The 2,047-nt window shown below is 70.2% G+C and carries 1 protein-coding gene; it reads left to right on the top strand.

All coding sequences use genetic code 11. The features are described from left to right. Positions 1-2,047, top strand: a 2,047-nt coding sequence (locus ABZ371_RS32050; protein ID WP_358686338.1) for a nitrate- and nitrite sensing domain-containing protein, incomplete at both ends; no start/stop codon positions are given.

Here is a 2,047-nt window from a genome sequence, read left to right as displayed (position 1 = left end):
CCCCGGTGCGGCCGGCGGCGCCCCGGAGGAGGCGGCGTCCCCCGAGCCCGCCGGCCCGCCCGGCACCGGCTCCCGTATGGCCCTGCGCAACTGGCGCATCAGCACGCGCCTGGTCTCCCTGCTCGCCCTGCCCGTGGTCGCCGCGACCACCCTGGGCGGACTGCGCATCAACGAATCCATGAACGACATGGAGCAGTTGGAGCACATGCAGCTGCTCACCGAGATGACCAAGCAGGCCACCGCCCTGGCCAACGCCCTCCAGGACGAGCGCGACAGCTCGGCCGGCCCCCTGTCGAACGGCGGGAAGGCGACCGACTTCGAGGTCTCCGAGCCGCGTAAGCGGACCGACCGGGCCAAGGACGCGTTCTTCGAGGCCACCGACGAGATCGGCAACACGCCGGGCGACTCGGCGCTGGACAGCATCCACGCGAGCGTCAGCCAGATCGGCAACCAGCTCGGCGACATCACCAGCATCCGCAAGGACGCGTACGCCAACGGCGCCCCCAGCCTCAACACGATCGACCGGTACAGCCAGCTGATCACCTCCCTGCTGAGCCTCTCGCAGGACATGGCGCAGGCGACCAGCAACCCGGACATGATCAAGCGGACCCGTGCGCTCGCGGCCTTCTCCTCCTCCAAGGAGTACGCGTCCATCCAGCGCGCGGTCATCGCGGCGGCCCTGCCGGGCGGTGGCAGCAGCAAGACGAACCTCGACGAGAACGAGCAGGCCTTCGGCCGCAACGCGCTCACCAAGGAAGACCTGGCGCGCAAGACGTTCGAGACGACGTACGAGACCACCGGCAACAGCTCGGCCGAGCTGATCGCGCCGCTGGAGAACGGCAACCCGGAGATCACGGCTGCCGACATGTACGCGAAGAAGGTGCTCGACAGCCCGCTGGGCATGGAGGGCAGCAAGGCCCGCTCGTACAAGGACTGGTACGACCAGGCCTCCAACGAGATCCAGGCCATGAAGACCATCGAGTCGACCCTGCTGGGTCAGATGGACAGCAAGGCCCGTGAACTGCGTGAGGAGTCGCAGCGCGACGCGATCCTCAACGGTGCCGTCATCCTCATCGTCCTCGGTGTGTCGCTCGTCGGCGCCTTCGTCGTGGCCCGGTCCATGATCCGCTCGCTGCGAAGGCTGCAGGACACCGCCACCCGGGTCGCCCAGGACCGGCTGCCCGAGCTCGTCAGGCAGCTCTCCGAGACGGACCCGCAGGACGTCGACACGTCCGTCGAGTCGGTCGGTGTGCACTCCCGGGACGAGATCGGCAAGGTGGCCGCGGCCTTCGACGACGTGCACCGCGAGGCGGTCCGTCTGGCCGCCGAGCAGGCGCTGCTGCGAGGCAACGTCAACGCGATGTTCACCAACCTCTCGCGCCGCAGCCAGGGCCTCATCCAGCGCCAGCTCTCGCTCATCTCCGAACTGGAGTCCCGCGAGGCCGACCCGGACCAGCTGTCCTCCCTCTTCAAGCTCGACCACCTCGCGACCCGTATGCGCCGTAACGGCGAGAACCTCCTCGTCCTCGCGGGCGAGGAGCCCGGCCGCCGGTGGACCCGGCCCGTGCCGCTGGTCGACGTGCTCCGTGCCGCCGCCTCCGAGGTGGAGCAGTACGAGCGCATCGAACTGGCCGCGGTGCCCGCCACCGAAGTCGCCGGCCGCGTCGTCAACGACCTCGTGCACCTCCTCGCCGAGCTGCTGGAGAACGCCACGTCGTTCTCCTCGCCGCAGACGAAGGTCCGGGTCACCGGTCACGCGCTGCCCGACGGGCGGGTGCTCGTCGAGATCCACGACACCGGCATCGGCCTCTCCCCGGAGGACCTGGCCGCGATCAACGAGCGGCTCGCGTCGCCGCCCACCGTGGACGTCTCGGTCTCGCGCCGCATGGGCCTGTTCGTGGTCGGCCGGCTGTCCCTGCGCCACGGCATCCGCATCCAGCTGCGCCCCTCCGACTCCGGGGGCACGACCGCGCTGGTCATGCTCCCCATGGAGGTCGCGCACGGCGGCAAGCAGCCGCCGAAGCAGGGTCCGGGCCAGGGCCAGCAG

Origin of the sequence: Streptomyces sp. NPDC005899 (assembly GCF_040629645.1) — a bacterium.
Taxonomy (GTDB): Bacteria; Actinomycetota; Actinomycetes; order Streptomycetales; family Streptomycetaceae; genus Streptomyces.
Note: the sequence above shows the minus strand (reverse complement) of the source record. Positions and strands in the feature narration are given on the sequence as shown.